Here is a 22,054-nt window from a genome sequence, read left to right as displayed (position 1 = left end):
TAAATAATCGCGAGACATAAAAGCTGGTTTCTCATAAAGAAAAATGACAAACACTTTCTCACCACACACAACTTGAGAAAACGTTAAATAAAATTTTATGAAACCACAAGTTTTTAAACAAGTGATAAAAATGGCCAATGGGCCAGATATCACCATTGAGACCGGTGCTCTTGCAAAACAGGCACACGGATCAGTTGTAGTGCGCTGCGGCGACGCTATGTTATTAGGTACTGTAGTATCTGGTTACTCTTCAACGGGAATGGATTTCCTACCTCTTACTGTAGATTTTAGAGAAAAATTTGCTGCGGCAGGTAAATACCCAGGCGGATTCTTTAAACGTGAAGCACGTCCTAATGACGGTGAGGTACTTACTATGAGATTAGTAGACCGTGTATTACGTCCACTATTTCCTAAGGACTACCACAATGAAGTGCAAGTGATGATTCAATTAATGTCACACGATAAAAACGTAATGCCTGATGCACTAGCAGGATTAGCAGCGAGTACTGCATTACAATTATCTGACATTCCATTTGAATGCCCGATTTCTGAAGTGCGTGTAGGACGTATTGACGGCGAGTTTATCATAAACCCAAGTTTTGAACAACTAGAGGAAAGTGATCTTGACATGATGATAGGTGCGAGTGCCGATAGTGTGATGATGGTTGAAGGAGAAATGGATGAAATCTCTGAAGAAGAAATGATCGCAGCTATTAAAGCAGCACATGAAGCTATCAAGGAACAATGCGAGGCTCAAATAGCTCTAGTGGAACAAGTAGGTGGTAAGAAGGAAACTCGTGAGTATGAAGGCGAGGATGAAGATGCTGATATCGAGGCTAAAGTAGCTGAGTTTACTTATGACAAGGTTTATGATATTGCCAAACAAGGTAGCGGTAAGCGAGAGCGTTCAACTGCCTTTGGTGAAATTAAAGAGGCTTTGTTTGAAACTTTTGATGAAGAAACGGTAGAAGAAAAAGGAAAATTAATTTCTAAATATTTTAATAAAACGCACAAAAAAGCAGTACGCGATGTATTGCTTAAGGAAGGTGTACGTCTTGACGGTCGTAAAACTACTGATATTCGTGATATTTGGTGTGAGATCGACTATTTACCATCTACTCATGGTAGTGCCATTTTTACACGTGGAGAAACTCAAGCGCTTGCAACAGTAACACTAGGTACTTCACGCGATGCAAATGTTATAGACATGGCATCTCAAGAAGGTGAAGAGCGTTTCTATTTACACTACAATTTCCCGCCATTCTCAACTGGTGAGGCTCGTCCACTACGTGGGACATCTCGTCGTGAGATAGGACACGGTAACCTTGCTCAACGTGCACTTAAAGGAATGATTCCAGAGGATTGTCCATATACTGTGCGTGTTGTAAGTGAAGTATTAGAATCTAATGGTTCTTCTTCCATGGCAACTGTTTGTGCTGGTACTATGGCAATTATGGATGCTGGTATTGAAATGAAAAAGCCGGTTTCTGGTATTGCGATGGGATTGATAAGTGATGGTGATGATTATGCAGTTTTATCTGATATTCTAGGTGATGAAGATCACTTAGGTGATATGGACTTTAAAGTAACAGGTACAGAAGATGGTATCACTGCTTGCCAGATGGATATTAAGATTAAAGGTCTTTCTTACGAGATCCTTACCAATGCTTTAATGCAAGCACGTGATGGTCGTATGCATATTTTAGGTAAACTTACCGATACGATTGCTACTCCAGCTGATGATGTGAAGCCACACGCTCCTAAGATGGAATCTATGGAGATAGAAGGAAAGTACATAGGTGCTGTTATCGGACCTGGTGGAAAGATCATCCAGGAAATGCAAAAGGAAACAGATACGGTTATCAATATTGAAGAGGTTGATGATAAGGGTGTTATCGAAATTGCCGGTACAGATCGCGATAAAATCAATGCTGCTATTGAGCGTATCAAAAACATCATCTTTGAACCTGAAGTAGGTTCGGTTTACGAGGTGAAAGTGGTTAAGATGCTTGAATTTGGTGCGGTAGTAGAATTTGCTCCTGGAAAGGAAACCTTATTACACGTAAGTGAATTTGATTACAAACGTATTGAGGATCCATCAACTGTTTTAAGTGTAGGAGATGTTCTAGATGTTAAGTATTTAGGAATAGACCCTAGAACTAAAAAACAAAAGGTATCTCGTAAAGCATTAATGCCTAAGCCAGAAGGTTGGGAAGAGCGTCCACGTCGCAGTAACAATAACGATAGGCGTAACAACGACCGCCGTAGCGGTGGTAGACGTGATGACCGTCGTGGTAACGACAGACGTCGCGATGACCGACCACGTCGAGATAATGACAACAACGAGAATAAATCTGAAGATTAATTCACTAGTTTATAATGTAGAAATGCCTCTTGAGAAATCAAGAGGCATTTTTTATGAAAAAGAAATCTTAACAACATTATTATTTTTTCTTTCTTACTGCTTTACAAAATTTATTTTTTTACACTAAAACAGATTGTTTCTATAGAAAATAGCTATGCTATACTTTTAGATTGAACTTCAAAAAGATTTTATAGTGCTGCGCTTTCGCGAAAGCGAAATCAATACCCTAACTTTGCATAACCTTTAAAACTTAGTAATGTCCAAACGTATCGCCCCATCTATTCTAGCAGCAGATTTTGCAAACCTTCAACGTGATGTTGAAATGGTTAACTCTAGTGACGCAGATTGGTTTCACATTGACATCATGGATGGTGTTTTTGTTCCTAATATTTCTTTTGGAATGCCCGTGCTACGTGATATCGTAAAGCACGCCACAAAAACTATAGATACACATTTGATGATCGTTGATCCTGACCGTTATGTGAAAACCTTTGCCGATTTAGGTTGTGATTACCTTACCGTTCATTATGAGGCGTGTACACACCTACATAGAACACTTCAGCTTATAAAATCTCATGGTATGAAAGCTGGTGTAGCACTTAATCCACATACTAGTGTTCATTTACTTACAGATACCATTCAGGATATTGACATGGTTTGTTTGATGAGTGTGAATCCAGGTTTTGGAGGGCAAAGCTTTATTGAAAACACTTATGATAAAGTAACCCAGCTCAAAAAAATTATTGATGCTAAAGGTGCTGAAACCTTGATTGAAATCGATGGTGGCGTGACGGATAAAAACGCAAGGCAATTAATCGATGCCGGTGCCGATGTGCTAGTAGCTGGTAGTTATGTATTCAAAAGCGAAAATCCTACTCAAACTATCGCAGGTCTTAAGAAAATTATAGAGAAGTAATTTTTTAAGATTACTCTGTAAATAGTCCTTGAAAGTAGCCGTTATCTTTGTGCTATGGAAGAGGTATTGTATGATATAATTATTATTGGGGCAGGACCCATAGGTATTGCTTGTGCCTTAAAAGCAAAGAAGGCAGGGTTATCTTATTTAGTTCTAGAAAAAGGACCGCTCGTACACTCTTTGTATAATTATCCTGCTAACATGCAGTTTTTTTCAACAAGTGAAAAGCTTGAGATTGAAGAGATCCCGTTTATTTCAAAAGAAGCAAAACCTAGTAAGCAAGAGGCATTAGAATATTATAGAAGAATTGCTACCTCAAACCAACTGGATATTCATTTATTTGAAGAGGTCGTTGATGTTAAAAAGAAAGTTGATTTTGAAGTAATTACTTCAAAGAAAACCTATTTGTCAAGACAATTGATAATTGCAACTGGCTTTTTTGATATTCCTAATTTATTAAAAGTTCCAGGAGAAGAGCTTCCTAAGGTAACCCATTATTACAATGATCCTCACTTGTACGCTTTTCAAAATGTGGTGGTTATTGGTGCTAGTAATAGTGCGGTTGATGCAGCTCTTGAAATTTATAGAAAAGGAGGTAAGGTAACCATGCTAGTCCGAGGAGACTCCATAGGAGAACGAGTAAAGTATTGGGTTAAACCTGATATAGAAAATAGGATCAAAGAAGGAGCTATAACTGTTTTTTACAATTCTGAAGTTGAAAGAATCACACCGAATTCGGTATTTTTCAAACATAATGGAGTTATAAAAAGTATAGAAAATGATTTTGTTGTTGCTCTAACGGGTTATCTGCCCAATTTTAGTTTCTTAAAAAGCCTGGGTGTTGATCTTACAGGAAAATATTTAATACCTAGCTACGATCCTAAAACAATGGAAACTAATGTAGCTGGTATATACCTCGCTGGTGTTATTTGCGGCGGAAAGGAAACACATAAGTGGTTCATAGAGAATAGTAGAGTTCATGCAGAAATGATTATTTCTGATATAAAGGAAAAAGGTTAAAACCTAATAAAGAATTTCTAAACCGGAATATGTCAAAATTCTTTACTGTTTATTAAGAATTATTTAAACAGGAATTGTGGTTGCCCAACTTTTAAATAACAGTACTTTTGCAAAAAATTTGAATAAACCGAGATGGAATTTTTAACAGCTTTTGATTTTAAAGAGACGTTTACTGCAGCAATGATTTTATTTGCTGTAATAGATATTATTGGTAGTATTCCGATTATTGTTGATTTGCGTCGCAAGGTGGGACATGTTCAAAGTGAAAAGGCGAGTATAGTAGCTGGTATCTTAATGATCGTTTTTATGTTTGTAGGAGAGAGCATGCTTAACCTTATTGGAATTGATGTAAATTCATTTGCTGTTGCAGGTGCTTTCATAATTTTCTTTATTGCATTAGAGATGATATTAGGAATACAGCTGTATAAAGATGATGCTCCTGAAACAGCAGCAATTATTCCTATAGCCTTTCCTCTCATTGCCGGTGCTGGTACTTTAACATCTGTTTTGTCTTTGAGATCGGAATACAGTGGGATTAATATTATTGTAGCAATTGTATTGAATATTGCTTTTGTTTATCTAGTGCTGAAGAATTCTGGAAGAATTGAAAAGGTTATAGGAAAACAAGGTATCAACGTAGTACGTAAAATTTTTGGAGTTATATTATTAGCGATAGCTGTGAAGCTTTTTGCGACCAATATAAAAGAACTATTTATTTAAAATATCATGAAGCTATTCTGTAAAATAATGATGATCATTGCTGGTGCAAGCGCTTTATTTAATGTGTTTAAACTAGATTTTAACCAGCCATTTAATGGAGATAGTCAAATTGCCGTAATAAGTATTATCGCAGCTTTATGTGTAGTAGTACTTATGTGGATAATGCTTACTTCTCTTAAAATTAAAGAGAAAAGTAAGGCTTAATTTGACTTTCCGTGTAATTGTAAAACCTTTTTAATCATATTATCTTCCTGATTAATCAGTTTTATTTTGAGCTGGGTTCCAAAAAGCTGTTCGGCAATAGAGCTTTTTATGATTAAAGAAATTTCATTCCTATATCCAGGTAATTTAATACTGGTATTATAAAGTTGAGCAAACTGTATGAAATTCTCCATGACAGGTTCAGGAACTTCATACTCTTCCAAAAACTCTTGTTTGGATAGGTTGAACAAATAGGCGCCGTCTTCTTGTAAATACATGTTTGTAAAACGATCGGCAAAACCAGTTCTAGCAAAATAATCTAAGGTTTGAAGAATGTATCCATCTGGACTAGGAACAAAAACATCTGGAACAATACCGCCACCACCATAAACGACTTTGCCGCCTGGAGTAATTCTTTTCAATGAATCGTTCACTTCAATATTTGATTCATCGATTAATTCACCATTTTGGTATCTATTAATGTATTCATTAAAATAGGCTTCTTTACCCATATCATAAGGTCGTTGAATACTGCGTCCAGTAGGAGTATAATAACGAGCCACTGTTAATCGCACAGAACTGCCGTCACCTAACTTCATTTCCTGTTGAACTAGACCTTTACCAAAACTTCTACGACCTACAATAATACCAATATCATTATCTTGTAAGGCACCTGCAACAATTTCACTTGCGCTAGCGCTATTTTCATTGATAAGGATGTAGACCTCTCTATCTTCAAAATCACCATCGTCAGTGGCATAGCTGTCAATTCGTTTATTATTGCGATCTTTTTGAAACAAAATGAGTTTATCTTCTTGTAAAAACTCATCGGCTATGTGAGTCGCCGCAGTAAGTATTCCTCCAGGATTGTCTCTTAAATCTAAAACTAAGGATGTTGCACCAGCTTTTTTTACTGTTTCGATAGCTTGATCAAATTCCTCAATTGTATTTTCAGCAAAACGGTTGACTTTAATATAGCCTAAATCTGAGCTTAACATATAAGCGGCATCTACACTACGTAGCGCAACTTTACCTCTAGTCACTGGAATTTGAAGTAATTCCTGATCTCCTGGTCGCAATACTCCTAGTGTTATCCTTGTACCGTCTTTCCCCTTAAGAATACTGGAGTCTGTACCATTTTCTCCATATAATTTGCGTCCATCGGCGGTAAGAATTTTATCACCGCTACGTATTCCAGCCTCGTCACTAGGACCATCTTTAAAGACTTGAGTTACAGATATCGTGTCGTTGTTCACAAAAAATTTGATTCCAATCCCTACAAAATCACCTCTCATATCGTTGTGTACCGCCTCTGCACGGTCACTAGGTATATAAACTGAATGTGGATCTAGATTTTGCATGATACCCAGTACCGTAGCATCAACAATGCTATCTGTATCGATATCGTCCACATACTTATTTTTTATTAAATCAATTAATCGATTTAATTTTTGCCTGGATGAATTGTTACTTGCTAGATACCTGCCATTAGTAACATCATTAATATAATGCCCTAATAAAATTCCAGCAGCAAAAAACACTCCTAGGAAAATGGGTAAGTACAGGTACGTTTTTTTCATTAAGTTAATTCAGTGATTCGTTCTACTGTAACGCCAGCACGCTCCAAAAATTTTACTCCGCTTTGATCTTTATAAGCTTCTATAAACACTACACGTTTTATACCACTTTGATGAATTAGCTTGCTGCAATCTTTACAAGGTGACATGGTAATATAAAGTGTTGCACCTTGACAACTTTGTGTTGATGCTGCTACTTTTAAAATAGCGTTAGCCTCTGCATGTAACACATACCATTTTGTATATCCTTCTTCATCCTCACAAAAATTCTCAAAACCACTAGGCGTTCCATTATATCCGTCGCTTATAATCATGCGATCTTTCACTATAAGAGCTCCTACTTGTCGTCTTTTGCAATAGGATAATTTGGCCCATTCCTGTGCCATTTTCAAATAAGCAACGTCGTATTTGTGCTGTTTGTTGGTGTTATTCATGCAAACTTGATTAGACAGGCTTTGTTAATAGGTTTACGCTTTCGCGAAAGCGATAAAATGTTAAGGTTTATTGCAAAAAACATGATCGGCTTACCACATCCATCTTTCAATAAGCATAGGGATTACAATACCGAAAATAATGGCGCTTATAATTTGCACCCAATCCTTTTTACTAAACCTAAATAGGCCAGTAAATATAAAGTTTAAAATCAATACGATAAGCACTATCACTAATTGAGCTAGCTCAATTCCTAGAGCAAACTCTAATAACATGAGAAAATCATTGTCTGCTCCAGCTGCTAGCATTTTGTATTCACCTGCAAAACCAAAACCATGTACTAATCCAAAAAATAAAGTAATTATTATGGTAACCCAATGTGCCTGGTCTCTATGTCTTTTACCAGCGGTAAAGATGTTGTATAAAGCTGCGATTGCGATGGTAACTGGAATAAGAAATTCTATATAGGCAGATTTTACACTCACGCCACCATATGCTACTAGAAATAGAGATAGAGTATGTCCTATTGTAAATGCGGTTACCAACCAAAGTAATTTTTTCCAGCTATTGAATAAATAAGGAACTGCTAATAAGGTTATGAATAAAATATGATCATAAGCGCGTAGATCTAGGACATGTTCAAAACCTTCTGTAACATATAGTATAAAATCGTTCATAATTATTTTTGGGGATTTGGTCAAAAATAAAATCTAATTATAAAAAAGCAGACAGTTTGCTGTAAAATTCTAAGTAGGAATTATCATTCGTGTGTAATTTTATTTTCTTATCTTTTGACTACTTTAAACAGCCATGCCATTTTGCTAGAACAAGTTAAAATATCTCGTGCTATTTTAAGCCTTTTAATCGGTACGTTATCATGTGTTCTTTGTAATAGTCAAGAGCTTGATAGCATTTATGAGGTTAAGACTACCTATACCCCATATCAATTAGATTCTATTTTAAGTAGGTCTACCGATTATTTTAAAACGGGTCAATATAAAAAGTCTTTTGAACTCAATCAATTTGCCTTACGACATGCATTGCATGCAAAAGATCTTGATGCTATAAGTCGTAGCTATAATTACCTAGGGTTTGATTACTTACAATTACGAGATACTGTGCGTGCTACTGAAAATTTCAAAAAGTCGGCTCAATATTCTAAACAGTTAAATAACGATGGAGCTACTGCCGATTCCTATGTGGATCTAGCTAATGTTTATTCTTTACAAATGAAAACATTAGAAATGGCCGAAGATTATTATAAACAAGCTATTGAAATTTATGAACGTATAGGTGATATAAATGGCTTGGAATATGCTATGTATAACTACGCTGATTACTTGATTGATGTTGAACGATGGGATGAGTTTAGCAAGATCGTATTGCAATTTGAGGATAAAGAGATTTTCCCTGAAGGTGTTTCTGATGATTATAAAGCATTAGTTAAAAATTTTATTGGTATTCATTACTGTCAAAATGGAAAGACTAATGAAGCAGAAAAATACTTTCTGGAAGGTATTAAGATAACAGAAGCGCAAAACAATTCGTCTGAAAAAGAAATGCTCCTTCAATCTTATTCTGTTTGTTTATTAGAAAATAATAAACTTCAACAGGCTGCCATTATTCAAGATCAGTATATTGAAATATTAAAAACAAATCAGACTAATTTCATAGAACAAGAAACAGCAAAGCTGGCGCAAAAATATAAGGTAGAGGAATACCAGCGTGAACTAGATAAAACTCGATTACAAAAACAACTGCAGGAAGAACAAATAAAAAATAGAACTATACTTAACTATGTTCTTTTTGGTCTTGTAGCCGTTGCTCTTTTGATAATTTTAATTCTAGCGAGTAATTTTTACAAACGGAAAAGAATAATTAAACAGCTTAGAAAGAAAAACCACGCCTATCTAATCGAAAAGAAAAAGGCAGAAGATCTAGCTGAAGTTAAAAATAACTTTTTCTCAACTGTGAGTCATGAATTACGTACACCGCTTTACGGAGTAATAGGTTTAAGTTCGATCCTGTCTGAAAATAATAAAGATGTAACGCTCTCTAGTGATTTAGAGTCTTTAAAGTTTTCTGCTGATTATCTTTTAGCTTTGGTGAACAACGTTCTAGAAATTAATAAAATAGACCATAATAAAATTGAAGATGAAGAAACAGTGTTTTCAATCCGTGATTTGGTAGAGAAGATTATTAAAACCTTTGAATACTTAAAACGACAAAATAACAACACTCTAAATTCCATTATTCCTGACAACTTACCTCATCGAGTAAAAGGTAACCCTACACGATTATCCCAAATATTAATGAACCTACTGGGAAATGCTAATAAGTTTACTGAAAATGGAAGTATAGTTGTGGAGCTAGAATCAATGAGTAATAATGGAATAGCTCATATAACTTTTAAAGTTAAAGATAGCGGTACAGGTATATCAAAAGAAAGGCAACAAGATATTTTTGAAGAGTTTAAACAAGGTGATGCTCATAGTAATCTTTATCAAGGTACTGGTTTAGGATTACCTATAGTGAAGCGACTGCTAGATCTTTCGGGCAGTGAAATCAAATTAAACAGTGATGAAGGAAAAGGGTCTACGTTTTACTTTTCTCTTGATTTTGAAATTGCTACTTCAAGCATTCACGAAGGAAGCACAACGCCTATCGTGCTAGAAAATGTGTTGAAAGGACTTAAAATCCTAGTTGCCGAGGACAATAAAATAAATCAAATGGTAACTAGGAAAATCCTAGAAAAGGTTGGTGTACAATGTTCTGTAGTTGAAAATGGAGCTTTGGCAATTGATTTTTATAAAAACAATCCTGTAGATCTAATTTTAATGGATGTTAATATGCCGGTTATGGATGGTATAACAGCAACCCAAAATATTAGAAAAATTAGTGACGTGCCTATAATAGCTTTGACAGCTGTTGAAATTGAAGAAGCACGTGAGCGTATTTATTCCTCTGGGATGAATGATATAATCATAAAGCCATATGACATAAAGGAGTTGAAAAATAAGATAGCAACTACAATAATAAGTTATCGTAGTTCAAAATAGACGACCTTTGCTTTCCTTCTAATTTATCAAGAATAAAAAAATTGGGTTACAAAAAGATAAAGAAAAACAAAGCTATCGATAAAGGCGTAACAGCCAAAAAGCATCTAGGGCAACACTTTCTTAAAGATGAAACTGTGGCTATAAGAATAGCTGATGTATTGAGCTACAATGGATATGATGAGGTGCTCGAAATCGGTCCTGGAACAGGTGTACTTACCAAACATGTTATAAGAAAAGGTATTAAGGTAACAGCCTTAGAATTGGATAGTGAGTCAGTAGTTTATCTTAAACATAGTTTTAGACTAGAACATCCCAAAGTTGTCAATGAAGATAACTTTGCTGTAATTGAGGCCGATTTCTTAAAAAAGGATTTGAATGAAATTTATGGTAATAAGCCCTTTGCTATCGTTGGTAATTTTCCTTACAACATAAGTACTCAAATTGTTTTTAAAGCTATTGAAAATAGAGATCAAGTCATAGAATTTGGTGGGATGTTTCAAAAGGAAGTAGCAGAACGTGTTTGTGCTCAACATGGCTCTAAAACGTATGGTATTTTATCGGTATTATCGCAAGCTTATTATCATGCGCAGTATTTATTTACCGTAGGTAGAGAGGTATTTAATCCACCACCAAAAGTTCAAAGTGGTGTTTTAATCTTGACACGTAAAGATGATTATGATCGTTTGCCATGCTCTTATAGCACCTTAAGAAGAGTGGTGAAACTCGCTTTTCAACAACGCCGTAAAACATTGCGTAATACACTAAAATCATTGCAATTACCTGATGAAATTCGTGAACAAGAAATTTTTAGTCTTAGACCAGAACAAATTTCAGTTCAACAATTCATAGAACTAGCTACAAAGATTGAGCAATTGTCAAACAACAAGTAAAAGGGTCTTGTAATCCTCAATCTCATTAAGGTATATTTGCATTATAAGCCTCATTATTATGCAATTTACAATTAGCACCGAGTTTTTGGATAAAATACGTTCACTCATCGAACAAGACCATAAAGATGAGTTGCGTGCGCTGTTAAGTGAGTTGCACTTTGCCGATGTGGCAGAGATTATTGACGAACTCAATCTAGATGAGGCCGTATTTATCATAAAACTTCTTGACTCTGAGAAAACTTCTGAGGCTCTTATGGAACTCGATGAGGACCAACGAGAGCGCATCATCAACGCCCTTTCACCTAAAGAAATCGCCGGTGAGCTTGAAGAAATGGATACTGATGACGCTGCAGATATTCTTAGCGAGCTTTCTGAAGAAGTAGCACAAGAGGTTATCAATGAGATCGAGGATGAACAACATGCTGAGGATATCGTAGAGTTACTGCGCTACGATGAAAATAGTGCAGGTGGACTTATGGCAAAGGAGCTCATTAAGGTTAATGAAAACTGGAGCGTGACTGGCTGTTTAAGTGAAATGCGTGCACAAGGTGAGAATGTTACTAGAGTTCATAGTATTTATGTTGTCGATAATGCCAATAAATTAAAGGGAAGATTATCTCTTAAAGATTTGATTACCGCACCAGATAATGCCCCTATAAAAGATGTGTATATACCAAAAGTTGATTTTGTCAATGTACACACAACAGGTGAAGAGGTCGCACGATTAATGCGTAAGTATGATCTAGAAGCTATACCGGTGGTTGATGAACTTAACCGTTTAGTAGGTCGTATTACCATTGACGATATTGTAGACTTTATTACAGAAGAGGCTGAAAAGGATTACCAGCTAGCCAGTGGTATATCACAAGATGTAGAGGCAAACGATAGTATTTGGGATTTGACCAAAGCACGATTACCATGGTTAGTACTAGGACTAATGGGTGGAATAGGAGCCGCTGCAATCATGGAAGGTTTTGAGGCAGATCTGGAAAATAATGCAGTACTCTACTTTTTTACTCCGCTTATAGCCGCCATGGCTGGTAATGTAGGTGTTCAATCCAGCGCGATTATCGTACAAGGTATCGCAAATGACGATTTAAAAGGAAGTATAGGTAACCGTTTGATAAAAGAAGTGCTTCTAGCAATGCTTAATGGTTTTATTTTGGCTATTTTGTTATTAGCTTATACCATAGCTACACAGCAAAGTATTTTAACCTGTATCGCAATTTCAGTATCTTTATTTTCAGTGATAATCGTCGCTGGTTTAGTAGGGACATTTGTACCACTAGCCTTACACAAAAAAGGAATTGACCCAGCGATAGCAACAGGACCATTTATAACCACTAGTAACGATATTTTTGGAATATTAATCTATTTTATGATTGCCAAAGCTATTATCGGGATATAATAGAAGTGTAATTATTACGCTTTCGCGAAAGCGTAATCACCATCTAGCAATTAGAAATATGAAAGCAGCAAGTGCCAAAGAAATAAGGGATGAGCTCAAATCCAGGTCTGAGGATGATTTGAGACAAGTCATTCAACGCCTTGCTAGATTTAAAAAAGAAAATAAAGAGCTACTTACCTACATTCTTTTTGAAGCAGACTATGAGCAGGGATACGTTGACCGGATTAAAGCGTATATCGATGAAAAGGTACTAGAGGTAAATACCTCAAATCTTTATTACGGTAAAAAGAACATACGCAAGCTACTCAAAGAAGTAAAGAAATTTATTAGATATTCTGGAAATAAAGAAACCGAGGTTCAATTACTGATCCATTTTGTATACGCACTTAGAGAGAATGTTCCTAAAGTTTTTAATTCAAAAGTGATAAGAGATTTAGTGGCTAGGCAAATAACCTTAATAAAGGTGCGTATTTCTACACTTCATGAAGATTTACAATTCGATTATGAGCAAGAGCTTAATATGATCGAACTTTAGTTTTAGCAAAGTTTTTTATGCTTAATTGCGGTATTGCTTTATACTTGTAGTGATGAAGGAACAAAATGCAGCATTACTTATTTTTACTCGTAATCCAGAATTGGGTAAAGGTAAACGTAGACTAGCAGCTACAATTGGAGATCAAGCTACTCTAGAAATTTATAAGTTTTTACTCAACCATACCAAAACTATTACAGAACCATTGCAAGTGGTCAAACAAGTCTGGTATTCTGAAAAAATTCATGAAAACGACATTTGGGCTGATGACGTGTTTAAAAAACATGTACAGGTAAAGGGTGATTTGGGAATAAAGATGAGTGCAGCTTTTGAAAGGGCTCTCAAAGAGTACGATCGAGTTGTGATTATAGGCAGTGATTTGTACGATCTGTCTTCTCAAGACCTTAATCTAGCCTTTGAAACACTTAATACTCATGAAGCTGTAATAGGACCAGCCACTGATGGTGGATATTACTTATTGGGTTTTAATAAAAATATCCCAAAAGGAATTTTTGAAGACAAGCAATGGGGAACTGGTACAGTTTATGAAGACACCATCAGAGATCTTAAGAAATTAAATTATGCTACCTTAGAACCGCGTAATGATGTCGATTATTACGAGGATATAAAAGATGTTCAAGCATTTCAACCATTTTTAAAAAATATAGATGTTAAGTAAGAAACAATTAGAAAATTCAGTTAAGTATCTAGAAGAACTAGGATTTGACAAGCCTGAAGTAGGAATTGTGTTAGGAACTGGTCTAGGTCAATTAGTTGATAAAATTGAAGAACCCATTGTTGCTCATTATAATAACATACCGTCATTTCCTTTAGCTACTGTTGAGTTTCATACAGGAAAACTGATATACGGTACAATGGGAGGAAAAAAAGTCGTTGTTATGCAAGGACGTTTTCATTTGTATGAAGGTTATGATTTTATGGATATCACCTATCCAATAAGAGTAATGAATGAGCTAGGAATTAAAAACTTACTGATATCAAATGCTGCCGGTGCTGTAAATCTTAATATGAAAAAGGGTGACATGATGTTAATTGATGATCATATCAATTTACAAGGTGGCAGCCCATTGGCATTTAAAAATGTAGGAGAATTTGGTGAGCGATTTGTAGATATGAGTACGCCTTATGATAAACAGATGTGCGCTGAGATTAAAGATATCGCTAGTAGTAAGAAAATAACTTTACATACTGGTGTTTATGCCAGTGTGGTCGGGCCACAATTAGAAACTAGAGCAGAATATCGTATGCTCAAAATTCTTGGTGCCGATGCTGTAGGAATGAGTACGGTCCCAGAAGTTATCGTTGCAAATCATTTAGGACTACCTGTTGTTGCAGTATCTGTCCTTACAGATGAATGCGATCCAGATAACCTACAGCCAATCAATGTTCCAGAAATTATAGAAGTGGCAGGAAAAGCGGAGCCTAAAATGGTTGAGCTTTTCAAGAGCTTAATTGAATCTTTGTAAAGTCAAAAAAAGGTTTGTGACATTATTGTGAACTCATTTTCATTACTTGCGTTAAAAATTTGAAGTCATGAAGTATATATTTATACACTTGTTTTTTCTTTTAGGTACTTGTAATGTGAGTAATGACCTTTTAGTACAAGAATTTGAATCTCGTCAATCGATTTCACCTGTAGATCATTCGATATTTGATGACTTATTACGCACCTATGTGAATCAAGAAGGATTTGTAGATTATAAGGGTTGGAAAAAGGATAAGATTAAACTAGACGAATATTTAGTTTATCTAGGTAATCACAAGCCTAGTTCAAGTTGGGATAGGAAGAGCACCTTGGCTTACTATATCAATTTATACAATGCGGCAGCAGTGCAACTGATTTTGGAAAATAATATGCCAGAAAGTATTAAGGATATAGGAGGCACTTTTAATTCGGTGTGGAATAAGGAATATATCACGATTAAAGGGGAAAAGTATTCACTTAATGATATTGAAAAAGGTATACTTTTAAAAATGGGCGATCCACGGGTACATTTTGCCATAAACTGCGCTAGTTATTCTTGTCCCAAATTACAAAATCGCGCTTTTACTAAAGATAATTTGGAAGAATTGATGGAAAAAGGAGCTCGTGAATTTATTAACTCATCAAAAAATGACATTTCAAGAGATAAGGTCTCTTTAAGCAAAATTTTTAAATGGTATAAAGATGATTTTACTTCAAAAGAGTTAGGTCTGATTGATTACCTCAACAAATACAGTACGGTAAAGATTAATAAAAATGCTTCCATAGATTATAAGGATTACAATTGGAAGCTTAATAAACAATAATATAGAATGATAAGTATAATTGTTCCAGTATTGAATGAAGAAAAGGGAATAATTTCACTTCTTGAATATTTGGAACAATCTGCAAGCGATTCTAGACAGCTTGAAATATTGATTGTAGACGGCGGCAGTACTGATAGAACTTCAGTATTAATTGAAGAGTACCGAATATCGACCAATAGTTTTAAAGCAGTAACCTTGTTGCATTCAGAAAAGGGTCGAAGTAAACAAATGCATCATGGAGCGCAGCATGCACAAGGTTCCATCCTTTACTTCCTTCATGCAGATTCTTATCCACCCGTAAAATTTGACCAACTAATTATTGACGCAGTAAATGGAAATCAAAAAGCGGGTTGTTTTAGAATGAAGTTTGATAATCCCAATTGGTGGTTGTTTCTTATGGGATGGTTTACAAGGTTTTCTTGGAAAGTATCTCGCGGTGGTGACCAGTCTCAATTTATATGCAATGAGATGTACACTAAAATTGGTGGTTACGACACAAGTTTACCAATTTACGAGGACTACGATCTTATCAATAAGCTATATGCCATAAACTGTTATACGGTTTTACCACAAGTCCTTACTACTAGTTCTAGACGGTATAAGGACGTAGGTATCTTTAAATTGCAATGGTATTATTTGAATATTTATTACCGCAAGTGGCGAGGTGATAGCATCCAGCAATTGCATCAATATTATCTAAAATATTGTGACTAGTTCTTTGTAAGCTCATGGAACAAAGTCTCAAGATCTCGATTAAGCTTATTCAAGGATAGAATTTTTAATCCATTATCATGTGCAAAATCAAAAACTGCGCTGCGCATGTCTTCATGGGTGTAAAAGTTTAACAAGTATTTGAATCCTGAAAGTTCTTTTACTTCTCGTACTTTTTTAATCTCAGAAAGTAGCTCCACTTCTACGCGGTAGTCAAATTCCACTTCAATTTCTTGATTCGAGTCACCTTTCAAGTTTTTCAATAAATCATCGGCAACAATGTTACCTTTATTGATGATGATTACACGATCACACATGGCTTCAACTTCTTGCATGATATGGGTAGAAAGAAGAATAGTAGTAGTCTTACCAACCTTACGTATCAATTCTCTTATTTCTACTAATTGATTGGGATCAAGTCCAGTTGTGGGCTCATCTAGTATTAATACCTTAGGCTTATGCAGTAAGGCATGAGCGAGTCCTACACGTTGCTTATATCCTTTAGAAAGCTCTTTTATTTTTTTACCTGCATGAGTGGTTAAACCTGTTTCCTCGATTACCTCGTCTATTCGTTCTTTGGCATTCTTTACCTTATAAACATCTGCGGTAAATTTCAAATATTCACGCACATACATATCAGGGTACAAGGGATTGTGTTCAGGTAAATATCCTATTGAGCTTTGCACTTGTCTCGCTGCGGTCTTCACATCATGATCGTTAACTAAGACCTCACCATCGTCCGCATTTAGATAAGTGGTGATTATACGCATCATGGTAGATTTACCAGCGCCATTAGGTCCTAGAAACCCGACTATTTCGCCTGATTTAATCGTAAAACTTACTTGGTTTAGTGCTTTTTGCGTACCGTAATGTTTAGTAACTTTTCTTACTTCTATTGACATAAGGTAAAGATAAAGAAAGAACGTTATTACGCTTTCGCGAAAGCATTATATTTTTTATTCACCTAGTTATCAAGGTTAATTTTTTCTCATTTTTAAATATTTACTTGATTTTTAATAATTCTGTATTACTTTTACCACCAATTATGAACAACAATCATTTCTGGTACGGATATTACTTTTACCCAAAAGGGTAACAGGACCGTGTGGAAATAATCTAATATATCTAAGTCCTGACCCTTTTAAGTCAGGACTTTTTTTATTGGGTCATTTTTCAATCAGATTAACTTTTTAAAACTTCACTCAAGTAAGTGAAATAAGAAATTAGAAATTATCATGCTAGTTGCAGCAAATAGATTAAATAATGTTAAAGAATACTACTTCTCTCAAAAATTGAAAGAAGTGCGAGAACTTGTAGCATCTGGCAAGCCTGTTATAAATGCAGGAATTGGTAGCCCAGATTTATTGCCACCGAAGGAGGTTGTTAATGCCATCAGTCGGGCTGTTAAAGAACCTTATGCAAATAAATATCAGAGTTATTTAGGTCTTCCCGAATTAAGATCTGCTATGGCTCAATTTTATGAAAGCCACTATGGAGTGTGTGTGAATCCCGACGGTCAAGTATTACCACTCATGGGTAGCAAGGAAGGAATTATGCACATCTCCTTGGCTTTCTTAAATTCTGGTGATCAGGTTCTTGTACCTGATCCTGGTTATCCAACTTATTCCGCGGTTGCTCAGTTGTGTGAAGCTCAGGCAATACCATACACTCTAAAAAAAGAGTGTGGTTATCAACCAGAATTTGACCAATTAGAAAAATTAGATCTATCAAAGGTAAAAATTATGTGGGTAAACTATCCACACATGCCTACAGGAGCTAGGGCTACTCATGATGTTTTTGAAAAATTGATTGCTTTTGGTAAAAGACATAAAATACTCATTGTAAATGATAACCCATACAGTCTTATAGGATATGAACGACCATTGAGTATTATGAAAATTGAAGGTGTTTCCAGTGGTATTATCGAGCTTAATTCATTAAGCAAATCTTTCAATATGGCAGGATGGCGAGTGGGAATGATGATAGCGAGTAAAGAGCTAATAAATCAGGTTCTAAAGGTCAAAACTAATATGGATAGCGGTATGTTTTACGGTATTCAACAAGGCGCAATTACCGCTCTTAGAACTTCGAAATCTTGGTTGCAAGAGCAAAATCATACTTATGCATCCAGAAGAGTTTTGATGGAAGAATTTGCTAGATCTCTAGATTGCAGGCCTATTAATAAAGAAGGTGGTATGTTTTTATGGTGTGCATTGCCACAAGGTAAAAAGGATTCATTGTCCTTTGTGGATGAGGTTCTTGCTAGATATGACGTGTTTATTGCACCTGGAGATATTTTTGGTAATGAAGGTAAAGGACATGTTCGTTTTTCACTTTGTGTTCCCGAGGATCAAATAAAAACAATGTTGAATCGCACACTAATGACCGTATGATTAATAAAATAGCAGTGATAGGCGTCGGGTTAATAGGTGGTTCGATAGTAAGGGATTGTAAGAAAAAATGGCCTAATTTAGAATGTACAGGGATTGATATTAATCCAAAGAATTTAAGCAAGGCTGTTGAGTTAGGTTGGGTTGATAAACAAGGTTCTATCAACGACTTGCAAAACATGGATGTGGTGATAATCTCCATACCAGTAAATGCCATAGAAAATGAGCTTAAGGATATTCTAGATCGTATATCGCCAAATACCTTGGTAATGGATACGGGTTCTACAAAAAATGCCATTTGTAAATCAGTAGAAAATCATAAAAACAGGCATCAATTTCTAGCAGCTCATCCTATTGCAGGAACCGAGTATTCGGGTCCAGATGCGGCTTTAGAAGGTCTCTTTATAGACAAAACCATGATTGTTTGTGAAATTGAGAAAACACAATTTAAATTACAAAATAGAGCCAAAGAAATTTTTGAAACTTTAAAGTGTAACGTGCGTTACATGACACCACTCGCACATGATAAGCATATCGCCTATGTTTCACATCTTTCCCATATCTCCAGCTTCATGCTGGGTAAAACAGTTATGCAGGAAGAGGAAAGTGAACGAGATATTTTTGATCTAGCAGGTAGTGGTTTTGAAAGTACTGTAAGACTAGCAAAAAGTTCGCCAGCTATGTGGACAGCTATTTTTTCTCAGAACAAAGAGCACGTTATAGCTAGTTTAGATAGGTATGTAGAAAATTTATCACGCTTTCGCGAAAGCATAATGAACAACGACACTACTACCATGTATAAAGAGTTAGAGTCGACAAATAGAATAAAAAATATATTAGAAGGAATAAAAAATGGAGAATAAGAAAGAATTTAAAAGTTGGTTAGAAGGCCATAACTTACCGCATCCACTAGTGATTGCAGGACCATGTAGTGCCGAAACTGAAGAGCAAGTTTTGAAAATTGCTCATGAATTAAAAGATAGTGATGTGACCTATTACCGCGCCGGTATATGGAAGCCGCGCACAAGACCTGGGAATTTTGAAGGAGTAGGAGCAATAGGTCTTAAATGGTTACAACGAGTAAAAGAAGAAACAGGACTATTAACCGCAACCGAAGTAGCTAATCGCAATCACGTGGAACTAGCACTAGAACACGATATTGACATGCTTTGGATAGGAGCCCGATCAACAGTGAGTCCATTTATAGTGCAAGAAATTGCCGATGCTCTGGAAGGTACAGATAAAGTAGTGCTTATAAAAAATCCGGTCAATCCAGATTTAGCATTATGGATAGGAGCAGTTGAGCGTATTCACAATGCAGGTATCAATAAATTGGGAGTGATTCATAGAGGATTTTCTACTTATGACAAATCTAAATATAGAAATAATCCAGAATGGCAAATCGCAGTAGACTTTCAAACTAGGTTTCCAGATATACCTTTAATTAATGACCCTTCTCACATTACAGGTAAACGAGATATGATATTTGATGTATCACAGACTGCGCTTGATTTGAATTTTGATGGTTTGATGATTGAAACGCATCACACGCCAGATAAGGCATGGAGCGATGCGGCCCAACAAGTTACTCCAGATACCCTTAAACAAATCTTTAAAGATTTGAGAATAAGAAAAACAAGCGATGATGAAGCAGTGTACAAACAAGAGCTTAATCAATTAAGAGCTCAAATCGATGTTGTCGATCAAGACTTAATTGAAACCATGGGTAGACGTATGAAAATAGCAGACTCTATAGGTGCTCTTAAAAAGGAACGTAACGTTGCAATTCTTCAATCAAAAAGGTGGAACGAGATCTTAGGAAGAATGATCTTACTAGGTGAAGAACAAGGCCTGAGTGAAGAATTCATTCTTAAGGTATTCAAAGCTGTACATCAAGAATCAATTGCACATCAAGAGAAAGTGATTAAAGCAGAATAAATAAGCTTATAAACAAGATATAACATTGTGAACTTGTAAATTTGTGAAAATCACTTAAGAAAACACATGACAGGAACGGTCTATCGATCTACAGGAAGTTGGTATGAGGTGAAATCTCATGAAAATCAACAATTTTATAACTGTAGAATCAAGGGTAAATTTAGAATTCAAGGAATAAAAAGTACCAATCCTGTTGCGGTAGGCGATATAGTTGAATTTGATATCGAACAAAAGGGTGATGAAGAAGTAGGTGTCATTCACGATATACATGATAGAGAAAACTATATCATTAGAAAATCGGTGAATTTGAGTAAACAAACTCATATTATCGCTGCCAATGTTGATCAAGTTTTCTTACTCGTGACCTTAAATAATCCGCCTACTTATACCTCATTTATTGATAGGTTTTTAGCTGCGGCACAAGCTTACGATATTCCGGTAGTTTTGCTTTTTAATAAAGTAGATACGTATAGTGATGATCAACAAGAAGCAACTATAGATCCAGAGACAGGTGAAGAAGTGACTACAATGACCGAGCTCGATCAAGTAAGATATTTGATGTTTATGTACAAATCTATAGGATATGAATGCCTGGCAATAAGTGCACAAACGGGAAAAAATATTGATCAATTGAAGAAGTTAATGAAGGGTAAAACTAGCATGTTTGCCGGTCACAGTGGTGCAGGTAAAAGTTCCACAGCAAATGCTATAGAACCACAGCTTGATCTTAAGACAAAAATTATATCTGAACAGCATAAACAAGGTCAACACACGACAACTTTTGCCCAAATGTTTGATCTAGAGTTAGATGGTCGTTTGATCGACACGCCAGGGATAAAAGGCTTTGGAATTGTAGATATGGAGCCAGAGGAAATAGGAGATTATTTCAAAGAGATTTTTGCGCTCAAACAAAATTGTAAATTCAATAACTGTTTGCATGTTGAAGAGCCTAAATGCGCGGTGAAAGAAGCAGTAGAGAACGGGGAGATTTTTGAAAGCAGATATCAAAGCTATTTAAGCATGATCACTGGTGAGGACGATCAACACTATAGAGTTGATAAATATCAAAATTAAAAGCCTTACCTATTATGAAAGCTGTATTACAACGTGTTGATCATGCTAGCGTTACTATCAATAATGAAGTTCATGATGAGATAGGTAAAGGTTTACTCATATTTTTAGGAATTACACAATTAGATACTCAAGAGGATATTGAATATTTAGTAAAGAAAATTCTTAATATGCGTATTTTCTCAGATGGCAAAGGTAAGATGAACTTAAGCCTTCTTGACACAATTGGTGAAGTTTTGGTGATTTCCCAGTTCACACTTTATGCATCTACAAAAAAAGGGAATCGCCCCAGCTTTATTAACGCAGCAAGACCCGATATCGCGATACCGTTATATGAAAGGTTTAAAAAAGAATTGGAGAAAACGTATTATTCTGATGTGGATAATTCCGCTTTCGCGAAAGCGAACTTTAAAACATCACCTATAAAATCTGGAGTCTTTGGCGCCGACATGAAAATAAGCTTAATAAATGATGGCCCAGTGACGATATTAATAGATAGTAAAAATAAATAACC

At 35.6% G+C, this 22,054-nt stretch carries 22 protein-coding genes; 18 read left to right on the top strand and 4 right to left on the bottom strand.

Annotation, left to right across the window (positions count from 1 at the left end):
* The first annotated feature begins 97 nt into the window (after positions 1–97).
* The 5 genes from BST91_RS10055 (at position 98) to BST91_RS10035 (ending at position 5,225) form a co-directional block, all read left to right on the top strand.
* On the top strand, positions 98–2,365 hold the full coding sequence (locus BST91_RS10055) for a polyribonucleotide nucleotidyltransferase (protein WP_085775308.1): 2,268 nt from the start codon (positions 98–100) through the stop codon (positions 2,363–2,365).
* Positions 2,366–2,621: 256 nt separating this feature from the next.
* On the top strand, positions 2,622–3,281 hold the full coding sequence (gene rpe / locus BST91_RS10050) for a ribulose-phosphate 3-epimerase (RefSeq protein WP_085775307.1): 660 nt from the start codon (positions 2,622–2,624) through the stop codon (positions 3,279–3,281).
* 54 nt (positions 3,282–3,335) lie between these two features.
* Positions 3,336–4,301, top strand: coding sequence for a YpdA family putative bacillithiol disulfide reductase (locus BST91_RS10045; protein ID WP_085775306.1), 966 nt, complete (start codon positions 3,336–3,338; stop codon positions 4,299–4,301).
* A 132-nt stretch (positions 4,302–4,433) separates the two neighbouring features.
* Positions 4,434–5,021: a MarC family protein gene (locus BST91_RS10040; protein ID WP_042279549.1), complete on the top strand. Its 588-nt coding sequence runs from the start codon at positions 4,434–4,436 to the stop codon at positions 5,019–5,021.
* Positions 5,022–5,027: 6 nt separating this feature from the next.
* Positions 5,028–5,225 carry a hypothetical protein gene (locus tag BST91_RS10035; protein ID WP_060523720.1) on the top strand — a complete coding sequence of 66 codons (198 nt, stop codon included), beginning with the start codon at positions 5,028–5,030 and terminating at the stop codon, positions 5,223–5,225.
* Here BST91_RS10035 and BST91_RS10030 read toward each other — a convergent pair.
* From BST91_RS10030 to BST91_RS10020, 3 genes are all read right to left on the bottom strand, one after another.
* Positions 5,222–6,802 (bottom strand): S41 family peptidase, encoded by a 1,581-nt coding sequence (locus tag BST91_RS10030; RefSeq protein WP_085775305.1) that lies wholly within the window; start codon positions 6,800–6,802, stop codon positions 5,222–5,224. The genes BST91_RS10035 and BST91_RS10030 overlap by 4 nt on opposite strands.
* Positions 6,802–7,233 carry a deoxycytidylate deaminase gene (locus BST91_RS10025; RefSeq protein ID WP_042279552.1) on the bottom strand — a complete coding sequence of 144 codons (432 nt, stop codon included), beginning with the start codon at positions 7,231–7,233 and terminating at the stop codon, positions 6,802–6,804. Before BST91_RS10025 ends, BST91_RS10030 begins: the two co-directional genes overlap by 1 nt.
* A gap of 90 nt (positions 7,234–7,323) precedes the next feature.
* Positions 7,324–7,908, bottom strand: coding sequence for a HupE/UreJ family protein (locus BST91_RS10020; protein ID WP_042279553.1), 585 nt, complete (start codon positions 7,906–7,908; stop codon positions 7,324–7,326).
* Positions 7,909–8,022: 114 nt separating this feature from the next.
* Here BST91_RS10020 and BST91_RS10015 point away from each other — a divergent pair, with 114 nt between their 5' ends.
* From BST91_RS10015 to BST91_RS09980, 8 genes are all read left to right on the top strand, one after another.
* Entirely contained in the window at positions 8,023–10,290 is a 2,268-nt protein-coding gene (locus tag BST91_RS10015; protein ID WP_085775304.1) for a tetratricopeptide repeat-containing hybrid sensor histidine kinase/response regulator, read from the top strand.
* 41 nt (positions 10,291–10,331) lie between these two features.
* Complete coding sequence (gene rsmA / locus BST91_RS10010) at positions 10,332–11,180, top strand: 16S rRNA (adenine(1518)-N(6)/adenine(1519)-N(6))-dimethyltransferase RsmA (protein WP_060523726.1); 849 nt, start codon at positions 10,332–10,334, stop codon at positions 11,178–11,180.
* Positions 11,181–11,238: 58 nt separating this feature from the next.
* On the top strand, positions 11,239–12,588 hold the full coding sequence (gene mgtE, locus BST91_RS10005; protein WP_060523728.1) for a magnesium transporter: 1,350 nt from the start codon (positions 11,239–11,241) through the stop codon (positions 12,586–12,588).
* Positions 12,563–13,123: a hypothetical protein gene (locus BST91_RS10000; RefSeq protein ID WP_317043036.1), complete on the top strand. Its 561-nt coding sequence runs from the start codon at positions 12,563–12,565 to the stop codon at positions 13,121–13,123. Before mgtE ends, BST91_RS10000 begins: the two co-directional genes overlap by 26 nt.
* Positions 13,124–13,175: 52 nt before the next feature.
* Positions 13,176–13,799 carry a TIGR04282 family arsenosugar biosynthesis glycosyltransferase gene (locus BST91_RS09995; protein WP_085775303.1) on the top strand — a complete coding sequence of 208 codons (624 nt, stop codon included), beginning with the start codon at positions 13,176–13,178 and terminating at the stop codon, positions 13,797–13,799.
* On the top strand, positions 13,789–14,607 hold the full coding sequence (locus tag BST91_RS09990) for a purine-nucleoside phosphorylase (RefSeq protein ID WP_085775302.1): 819 nt from the start codon (positions 13,789–13,791) through the stop codon (positions 14,605–14,607). The genes BST91_RS09995 and BST91_RS09990 overlap by 11 nt, the downstream gene beginning before the upstream one ends.
* A gap of 67 nt (positions 14,608–14,674) precedes the next feature.
* Complete coding sequence (locus BST91_RS09985; RefSeq protein WP_085775301.1) at positions 14,675–15,430, top strand: DUF547 domain-containing protein; 756 nt, start codon at positions 14,675–14,677, stop codon at positions 15,428–15,430.
* Between the two features lie 6 nt (positions 15,431–15,436).
* Positions 15,437–16,144 (top strand): TIGR04283 family arsenosugar biosynthesis glycosyltransferase, encoded by a 708-nt coding sequence (locus tag BST91_RS09980; RefSeq protein ID WP_085775300.1) that lies wholly within the window; start codon positions 15,437–15,439, stop codon positions 16,142–16,144.
* Here the strand turns inward: BST91_RS09980 and gldA are convergent.
* Complete coding sequence (gene gldA, locus BST91_RS09975) at positions 16,141–17,043, bottom strand: gliding motility-associated ABC transporter ATP-binding subunit GldA (RefSeq protein WP_085775299.1); 903 nt, start codon at positions 17,041–17,043, stop codon at positions 16,141–16,143. The two genes, BST91_RS09980 and gldA, sit on opposite strands and share 4 nt — an antisense overlap.
* A gap of 333 nt (positions 17,044–17,376) precedes the next feature.
* Here gldA and BST91_RS09970 point away from each other — a divergent pair, with 333 nt between their 5' ends.
* From BST91_RS09970 to dtd, 5 genes are all read left to right on the top strand, one after another.
* Positions 17,377–18,534: a pyridoxal phosphate-dependent aminotransferase gene (locus tag BST91_RS09970; RefSeq protein WP_085775298.1), complete on the top strand. Its 1,158-nt coding sequence runs from the start codon at positions 17,377–17,379 to the stop codon at positions 18,532–18,534.
* Positions 18,531–19,394 (top strand): prephenate dehydrogenase, encoded by an 864-nt coding sequence (locus BST91_RS09965; protein ID WP_211280393.1) that lies wholly within the window; start codon positions 18,531–18,533, stop codon positions 19,392–19,394. Before BST91_RS09970 ends, BST91_RS09965 begins: the two co-directional genes overlap by 4 nt.
* Positions 19,384–20,469, top strand: coding sequence for a bifunctional 3-deoxy-7-phosphoheptulonate synthase/chorismate mutase type II (locus BST91_RS09960; RefSeq protein WP_085775297.1), 1,086 nt, complete (start codon positions 19,384–19,386; stop codon positions 20,467–20,469). Before BST91_RS09965 ends, BST91_RS09960 begins: the two co-directional genes overlap by 11 nt.
* A 66-nt stretch (positions 20,470–20,535) precedes the next feature.
* Positions 20,536–21,543, top strand: a complete 1,008-nt coding sequence (gene rsgA / locus BST91_RS09955) for a ribosome small subunit-dependent GTPase A (protein WP_085775296.1) — start codon at positions 20,536–20,538, stop codon at positions 21,541–21,543.
* Between the two features lie 14 nt (positions 21,544–21,557).
* Positions 21,558–22,052 carry a D-aminoacyl-tRNA deacylase gene (dtd, locus tag BST91_RS09950; protein ID WP_085775295.1) on the top strand — a complete coding sequence of 165 codons (495 nt, stop codon included), beginning with the start codon at positions 21,558–21,560 and terminating at the stop codon, positions 22,050–22,052.
* Positions 22,053–22,054: the final 2 nt, after the last annotated feature.

It is taken from the genome of Nonlabens tegetincola (genome assembly GCF_002117085.1).
Taxonomy (GTDB): domain Bacteria; phylum Bacteroidota; class Bacteroidia; order Flavobacteriales; family Flavobacteriaceae; genus Nonlabens; species Nonlabens tegetincola.
Note: the sequence above shows the minus strand (reverse complement) of the source record. Positions and strands in the feature narration are given on the sequence as shown.